We start from the raw sequence: 7947 nt of genomic DNA, 5'->3' as shown, positions 1-7947 counted from the left end.
ATGAAAGCGGGGCTCTTGATGGGGCTTGAAAGCCCTTCCAACCGCGCCGAACGCCTTGCACGGCTCTTGTCGATCTGGGGGCGCATCCCGAGCATCGAGGAAACAATCGCACATATCGATGATGTGACCACAGGTGATGTGAAAGATTTTGCCGGACAGATGGCGGGGCAGGCGGGTACCGCACTGGCACTTTACGGTCCGGCCGAAGCAGCGCCATCGCTTGACGCTTTGAAAGCGCGGTTGGCTGCCTAATGCTCGGGGCCAGGAAAAAGGTCCTGATCGAAACCGAGCGGTTGACGCTCCGCCCGCCAATCCACAGTGATTTTCGTGCATGGACGGCCTTGCGGCGCGATAGCGAAAGCTTTCTGAAGCCCTGGGAACCCACATGGGCGTCAGATCATCTGTCGCGCAAGGCTTTTACCAACCGCGTTTACTGGGCGCAGCGATCCATATCAAACGGAACGGCCATGCCGCTGTTTCTGGTCCGACGCGATGACAACGGGCTGCTGGGGGCGATCACGCTTGATCACATCAAGCGTGGACCGTCCCAATCCGGGATCACGGGATATTGGATCGGAGAGCCCTTTGCCCGGCAAGGCTACATGCGCGAGGCGATCGAGGCGGTCGTGCACCATGCCTTCACCGTGATGGACCTCAGCCGGATCGAGGCCGGATGCCTGCCTGAAAACAACGCCTCACGCCGCTTGCTTGAACAGTGCGGTTATAAATACGAAGGCGTCGCCCAAAGCTATCTGCAAATCAATGGCCGCTGGCGGAACCACGTTCTTTACGCAAATTTACGCCGTGACCGGCGCGGGAAAACCGACGTCGGTTAAGTCTGTCCAAAGGCACAATAAATACGCCTATGCAATTTAGACTTGTATTATTTGTCTGGTAAGTGTCGTGTGTCCGGATGAAGTTTAACGGCCCTTTTCTTTTCATTCTTGCGACGCTTTTAATCGACGCAATCGGCATCGGAATCGTGTTTCCGATCATGCCAGATCTGATGGACCGTGTTGGTGCAAGCAGCACGGCGGAAGGTGCGTTTTGGGGCGGTGTCATGATGTCGGCCTACGCGGCGGCCATGTTCCTCTTTGGTCCGATCATCGGCAGCCTCTCCGACGCATACGGGCGCAGGCCGGTCCTGATCGCGGCCTTGGTGACCTTGACAATCGACTATGTGATCATGGCGATCGCTGAAACCTACTGGCTGTTGCTCATGGGGCGGATCATCGCGGGTATGGCAGGCGCAACCTACATCACGGCATCCGCCTATATTGCGGATATCGCCAAACCCGCAGAACGCGGGGCAGCCTTTGGTATGATCGGTGCTGCCTTCGGGATCGGTTTCGTGCTGGGGCCTGCCTTGGGCGGCATCGCCTCGGGCTGGCACATCACGGCACCGTTCTGGATCGCGGCAGGTCTTTCCGCGCTGAATGTCGCTTTTGGTTTTTTCATACTGCCCGAATCCCTGAAAGACGAAAATCGCCGCCCCTTCGGCAGGCGTGACCTTAACCCGTTCAGCACGATCAAACGCGCGTTTCTGATACCGGGGTTGGCGATCCCCCTGATCTGCATTTTCGTTTTCGAGTTCGCAAATATGGTCTATCCGACGCTCTGGGCCTTTTGGGGTCGCGAGGTGTTTGGCTGGAACGGCTTCACCATCGGCCTGACGTTATCGGCCTACGGTGTTCTGATCGCGGTGGTGCAGGCAGGGGTGTTGCCGCAAATGACGAAACGCTTTGGAGATTTCAGAACACTGGTCATTGCCGCGGCTGCTGCGGTCATCGGGATGGTCGGTTTCGGGTTCACGGGCGCAATCTGGGCTGTTGTCATATTCCTGCCGTTCGCCGCATTCTCTGACATGGCGCCGCCCTTGTTGACTGCCTATGCGGCCAATTGCGCCGAGGAAGACCAGCAAGGCCTCGTGCAGGGCGTCATCGCATCGTTAGCCTCGATCGCAGCCGTCATCTCCCCACTGGTTCTGACCGGTGTTTTCGAGAGGTTCGTCAACGTGGGCGGCATTTACCTACCCGGCGCGCCATTCCTGTTGGGAGCAGTCTTGGTGGTCGCAATCGTCCCGTTGATCCTGCGCCTCAAGACTCTCAAACCGCGCTGAGCCTTCGCTTGCCCCGTCAGGCAACGACGCTACGAAATAGCCTTCATCCGCTCAAGCACATCCAAACCCTGCAGATGCAGGAAATGCAACATGTCGATAAAAATCCAGTTCTCTGCAAGCTTGTCGCCGTCGCGCCGGTACATATCGACAATACGCATTTCCGAGGGCGCACCGGCAGGCAAGCCAAGATAACCACCACCATTGGTGACAGTCAGGTTTGCCCAGCCAAAGAACCCGCCAAAGTTCCCTTCCGCCAGCCGACAGACATGACCGTTATAAATCCGGTCCTTGATCTGCTGCCGGAACGGTTGCTGGTGTTGTTCCACATAGCGATCAATCGTGTAGGTGGCCCCGATCCCGTCGGGCCCCCACCAGATCATGTCGTCATGCCAGCAGCGCGCCAGTTCCTCTTGCGGGGTGCTATAGCGTTCCTGCGCGTTGATATCGCCGATCATGTCGTTGATCACCGCAAGTGTCTTTTGTCCTTCCGCCGGATCGGTATCCGCGAACAGCAACCCGTCATGTGTGGCAGGCCCGGGCTGCACCAGATGGATGCCCGTTTGCGGGGGCAGGGGGTATTGTCCGGCTTGGTTCATCAGATGGATCAGATCACAGAACAAGGCGGTCTCGACAATCCGGCCATCCACGACCCTGTTGAATTCCGCATAGCGTAACATGGCGATGCGCCGGTGCGGCTTGATCCCCAGAAACGGAAGATCGAAAAGCCCCATCAGATGCCCCATCGAGATGACCCAGACAGATTGAAAGCCATCAATTTCGTTGCGCCCCGCAATGAAGATATCCTGCCGCCGCTGCACCTTGGTCATGGCTGTCAGGAACGGTGACCAAAAGCTTTCGGCCACAGCCTTTGCGCCCACCTGTTCATAAAACGGATGCATCCCGCGCCAATGCCAGTCGGCGCTTGTGCGTTCTGCAAGGACGTCCGCGACCGTGTCGGGGGTCGCCTTGGCCAAGGCATCATAATGGGCGCGGACCAGCGCTTTTTCGGCTTGGAAACTCATGTAGGCTAGCCTTTCACGGCACCGGCGGTCAGGCCAGATACGATCTGTTTCTGGAAAAATATAATCATCACGAAAAGCGGCGCGGTCACCGACACGACCGCGGCAACGGCGAACATGACATTGCCCTTGGTCTGGGTCGTGCCAAGGAAACTTGCCAGTTTGGGCACCATCGTCTGGTTTTCCTTGCTCAGCAACATCGATGTCACTGCAAAATCGTTATATGCCAGCAGAAAGCTGAACAGCCCCGTAGTGATCACGCCCGGCCACATGACCGGAATAATCACATGGCGGAAGGCCTGAAACCGTGTGCAGCCGTCAACCATGGCGCTTTCGTCCAGGTCCTTGGGAATGTTCTTGAAAAACGCATGCAGCATCCACAGCGTGAACGGCTGGTTGATCGCCACCAACACGATGATCGTCGTGCTCAGATGTCCCCAGAGGTTCCACTCAAAGAACGGCAGCAGATAGCCCGAAACCAATGTAATCGGCGGCATCGCACGGAACATCAGCGCAAATAGCAGGAACCAGAACGCATAGCGGTAGGTGGAACGCGACAGGGCATATCCGCCCAAGGTCCCGCATGTCAGCGAAATCGTGACCACGCAAACGCAGACGATCACGGTATTCAAGGCCGCGCGCCAGAACTCTTCCTGAACCCATGCACCGTAATAGCCACCACCGGTAAAGCTGCCTCCGGTTTCAACCTGTGTCAGGGTCCCGAAGATGGAATTGGCCCAGTCAGCCTTGGAAAAGAAATCACCCTCGACCTTGAACGACCCCCAGAGGGTCCACAAGAAAGGAAAGGCCGCCATGATGAGCCAGAGACCTAGAAAGCCATAGGCAAAGATCTGGACGGAAGGGGAAAGGCGGGTTGCTTTTGACATGGGTCTACCTCGGGGCGCCGAAATCGCGCCACGTGCGCACAAGGACAGGCGAAAGCAGGATCGCAACTCCGATGATCGTGATCACAGATGTCGCGGCCGCCGAGGACAACAGGCGCGTTTCACCACCAAGATCCGTGAAGATCGCAATGGACAGCGAACGCGCATGTGCCTGCGCCTGAAACGAGATGATGGGCTCGAAGACGCGGAAATTATCCATCAGCTGGATCAGCGCGATAAATGTCGTCAGCGGCACCAGATGCGGGATCACCACATAGCGGATGCGCTGGGCACGGGTCGCCCCGTCAATCATGGCGGCCTCCAAGGTGTCGGTATTCACGGTTTGCAGGCCAGCGTAATACACGATGAATGCAAAGGGCGCGGACGACCAGACGCCGTAGACCATCAGCATGATCCACATCAGCGGGGTAGAGGCCTTGACTGACAGATTGGGATCATCCGCCAGCCATTGCAGGGCAGACCCCAGAATACCGCGGGCATCCACCATCCAGAACAGGATCAACGCGCCGACCAGCGGCGTGACGATCATCGGCAAAAGCGAGAAAAAGATCGTCGGGCCACGCATCGACCGGGCCACGGCATTGACGCCGATGGCAATGAAAAAGCCCAGCACAATCGTCAGCGGCGTGACGATCGCGGTGTAGGTCAGCGTAAAGGCCAACGCGTCGTAAAACGGCAGGTTCATCAGCGAGCCTGCAAAATCGCGGATACTTACGGAACTGGCCCAGGCTTCGCCGACTTCGTCAAAGGCAAGGTGATTGCGGTCCTTGTAGATGTCCAGACCGGCCCACTTGCCCAAGGGTTCGGCCTCGCGCAGGGCGGCGGTCGCTTCGGGATCGACGGATGTATCGGTCGTGCAGCCAAAGGGGCCACAGTTTTCGACCTCGATGATGACTTGATCATGGGCCTTATAAAGCGACTGCGTCACCACCGATACGATGGGAAAGGCAATAAACAACAGCATCATGATCGAAGATGGCAGGACAAACCAAAAGAAGGATGCGTGTTTCATGTGCTTTGCCCCGAAATATCGTGCGGGAAGGCGCGGTACGCCTTCCCGATGTGTTCATTGCTTACTGAAGGAAGCCTTTTTCAGTCGCGGCAGCCGTATAGGCCGCTTCGATGTCTGCCAGTGTCTGCTCAGCACTTTCGTTGCCCTGCAGGAAGTCGGCAATGTTGTCACCCAGTGCGGTGTGCAGCAGTCCCTGGAAAGGGCGCATCGGGTAAGGCTTGGAGCCTGCCGCAACCGAGGCTAGGACACCTTCGTTGACGGGTGCGGGGGTGTACCCTTCCATTAGCCAGACCGCCTGTCCCATCGTTTCATCGTTCAGGATGGCAGGGCTTACGCCCGCAGCCATCGCCTTGAATGTCGCGGCTGCGTCCGCGTCACTGATGTTCGCAGCCACCGTCCAACCGTCCCACCACAGCGTTGTGGCCGGCGTGCCGCTGTCACCAACGGTCAGCGGACCTGACACCATCGTGTTTTCGTAAACTGCAGGCTCTGATCCTTCTGCGTCCATCAGAACGCCTGTACGGCTTCCCCACATGTTCATAAGCGCCACATTGCCCGCTTCCCACTCGGCGGATGTCGCGTTGCTGTCATGCGTCAGATAGTCGGGGTTCATATACGCGGTCAGCGCCTTCATCATTTCCAAGGCTTCGACACCCTGTGCGTTGTTGATGCTGATCTCGGCGGTGCCGGGGACAAAGAATGCACCGCCCGTTCCGATATACATGTTGGTAAATTCCTGCGCGAGGTTCCACCCGGCGGCATATGCGCCACCCAAAGGATTTTCCATGATGCCGGCAGCACGGATCGCTTCGGCGGCGGCAAGCATTTCCTCGTATGATGTCGGAATATCCAGCCCGACCTGCTCAAGCACGTCTGCGCGGTAGACAAGGTGCTGCGCGTTGGCCATGAAAGCGACGGCCATGATCTGACCGTCGACCGTAATCAGCTGCGACGGCGCGATATCCCCACCGTACTCCGCGACCAATGCATCCAGCGGGCGGATCACGCCTTCGTTGATCAGCGCCACGATAGAGGAGTTGGCGACAATCGCAGTGGTATATTCAGCCGGATTGCCAGACATGCCGGCCACGTTCAGTGATTGGTGATCGGCCGTCAGGTTCGCGCTGTAGTCGATGTTCGCACATTCACCGGCGGCGGCCGCGACTGTTTGGATCGCGGGGAATTCGTTGCCGATGATGCTGACACGACCGTCCGCCTCACATGCGTAAGCGCCCGTCGCAGTCAAAGCCGCAACAGCCGTTCCCAGCATGGCATTTTTCCAGGTTTTCATTTGATAAGAACCTCCCAGTTGTTCTTTTGGTCCCGGACATTGCCGGATAAATTTTGGCCGCACGCGAATCGTGCTTGGCTTTGCATACGTTTGCAAGTTAACCTGCAAAGACCGCATCCACGCAAGCATTTTAAGGCTGGATTGAAAAGAAACCTACCTCTTCCGGATTTGCTCTTGTCAGAAATCAGGAATCGGGCGAAGGTTTTTGCAAACGTATGCAAGAGGGAAAGCCATGGCTGAGATACAACTGCGCAATGTGTCCAAGCGATGGGGCTCTTTTGTGGGTGTCCAAAGTTTCGACCTCACGATCGCGGATCAGGAATTCCTTGTGCTGCTCGGGCCTTCGGGGTGCGGCAAGACCACGACCATGCGCATGATCGCTGGGCTTGAGGACGTGACCGAGGGCGATATCATCGTCGACGGCAAGCGGATCAACGACCTTGATCCCAAAGACAGGGACGTGGCGATGGTGTTCCAAAGCTACGCGCTCTATCCCAATCTGAACGTCTATGACAACATCCGCTTTCCCTTGAAAGTGCGCGGCGTGCCGCAGGCCGAACACAACGAACGTGTGATGCGCGCCTCGGCTATGGTGGAACTCGACGAATTTCTGCACCGCAAACCGGCCGAACTTTCGGGCGGTCAGCGCCAGCGCGTCGCCTTGGCCCGTGCCATCGTGCGTGAACCCAATGTATTCTTGATGGATGAGCCGCTTTCGAACCTCGACGCCAAATTGCGCGTTTCGACCCGCGCCCAGATCAAGAACCTCAGCCACGAGTTGAAGGTCACGACCGTCTACGTCACCCACGACCAGATCGAAGCGATGACCCTCGCCGACCGGGTCGTGGTGATGAACAAAGGCATCGTGCAGCAGGTCGGCACCCCGACCGAGATTTATGACAACCCCGCCAACACCTTTGTGGCTGGTTTCATCGGATCGCCCGCGATGAACCTTGTTGACGGTGAAATCACCGACGGCACGTTTAGCGCAAAGAACATCACCATTCCCGGCCTGTCCACTATACACTCCGGGCCTGTCACGCTTGGCTTTCGCGCAGAAGATGCAAGCGTGGCAACCGGGGCGGGTCAGATCGGATCGACGGTCTATTCCCTTGAACTTCTGGGCGAAGCCACCATGGTCACTATGCGGGTTGGCGGGGCAATCGTATCGGTGAAGTCCGGCAAGGACTACCGCGTCGAAATCGGCGAGGCCGTCCATGCAACTATCCCCGCCGAAATTTGCCACATGTTCGACACGACAACCGGCGAGCGTATCTGACAGATGCTGCACGGAGAAGGATATGATGTCGCCGTGATCGGCGCAGGGCCGTCAAACATGCACCGCTCCAGCAAGAGCCCCGTGCACAACCTCTGGGTGGCCGGTGTCCTGGTCATCCTTGTCATTACAAAGGACGCAACATGACCCGCGACGCAAGATCCCAAGCTTCTCTCGATGCCGTCAAAGCCATGGAGGCGGGCCTTGCGGCCAACGAAATGGACATGACGCAATACTTCACCGAAGGCTTCAAATGGCGCGGCAATCAGGGCTGCGGCACCAAGAACGGCGTGAAAGAGTTCCAACGCAACTGGCAATGGCCGCT

7 protein-coding genes and 2 pseudogenes are annotated in these 7947 nt (G+C 57.6%); 5 read left to right on the top strand and 4 right to left on the bottom strand.

Annotation, left to right across the window (positions count from 1 at the left end):
- From R6T97_RS14675 to R6T97_RS14665, 3 genes and pseudogenes are all read left to right on the top strand, one after another.
- Window positions 1-252 (top strand): annotated as a pseudogene (locus tag R6T97_RS14675) (insulinase family protein); the annotation flags it as partial.
- Window positions 252-836, top strand: coding sequence for a GNAT family N-acetyltransferase (locus tag R6T97_RS14670; protein ID WP_410350035.1), 585 nt, complete (start codon window positions 252-254; stop codon window positions 834-836). The pseudogene R6T97_RS14675 and the gene R6T97_RS14670, both read left to right, overlap by 1 nt.
- 77 nt (window positions 837-913) lie before the next feature.
- Window positions 914-2119, top strand: a complete 1206-nt coding sequence (locus R6T97_RS14665) for an MFS transporter (protein ID WP_410350034.1) — start codon at window positions 914-916, stop codon at window positions 2117-2119.
- 29 nt (window positions 2120-2148) lie between these two features.
- Here R6T97_RS14665 and R6T97_RS14660 read toward each other — a convergent pair whose 3' ends face one another.
- The 4 genes from R6T97_RS14660 to R6T97_RS14645 all read right to left on the bottom strand — a co-directional run bounded on the left by R6T97_RS14660 (window position 2149) and on the right by R6T97_RS14645 (window position 6346).
- Entirely contained in the window at window positions 2149-3141 is a 993-nt protein-coding gene (locus R6T97_RS14660; protein ID WP_410350033.1) for a nuclear transport factor 2 family protein, read from the bottom strand.
- A 5-nt stretch (window positions 3142-3146) separates the two neighbouring features.
- A complete protein-coding gene (locus R6T97_RS14655; RefSeq protein WP_410350032.1) occupies window positions 3147-4025 on the bottom strand; it encodes a carbohydrate ABC transporter permease in 879 nt (292 codons plus the stop codon).
- Between the two features lie 4 nt (window positions 4026-4029).
- Entirely contained in the window at window positions 4030-5055 is a 1026-nt protein-coding gene (locus tag R6T97_RS14650) for a carbohydrate ABC transporter permease (protein ID WP_410350031.1), read from the bottom strand.
- A gap of 61 nt (window positions 5056-5116) precedes the next feature.
- Entirely contained in the window at window positions 5117-6346 is a 1230-nt protein-coding gene (locus R6T97_RS14645) for an ABC transporter substrate-binding protein (RefSeq protein ID WP_410350030.1), read from the bottom strand.
- A gap of 232 nt (window positions 6347-6578) precedes the next feature.
- Between R6T97_RS14645 and R6T97_RS14640 the strand changes: the two genes are divergently transcribed.
- Both R6T97_RS14640 and R6T97_RS14635 read left to right on the top strand, forming a co-directional pair.
- Window positions 6579-7625 (top strand): ABC transporter ATP-binding protein, encoded by a 1047-nt coding sequence (locus R6T97_RS14640; RefSeq protein WP_410350029.1) that lies wholly within the window; start codon window positions 6579-6581, stop codon window positions 7623-7625.
- A gap of 140 nt (window positions 7626-7765) precedes the next feature.
- Window positions 7766-7947 (top strand): annotated as a pseudogene (locus R6T97_RS14635) (polyketide cyclase); the annotation flags it as partial.

The sequence above is a fragment of the Yoonia sp. genome (assembly GCF_046498525.1).
GTDB lineage: Bacteria > Pseudomonadota > Alphaproteobacteria > Rhodobacterales > Rhodobacteraceae > Yoonia.
This window is presented reverse-complemented; position numbering and strand designations above follow the sequence as displayed.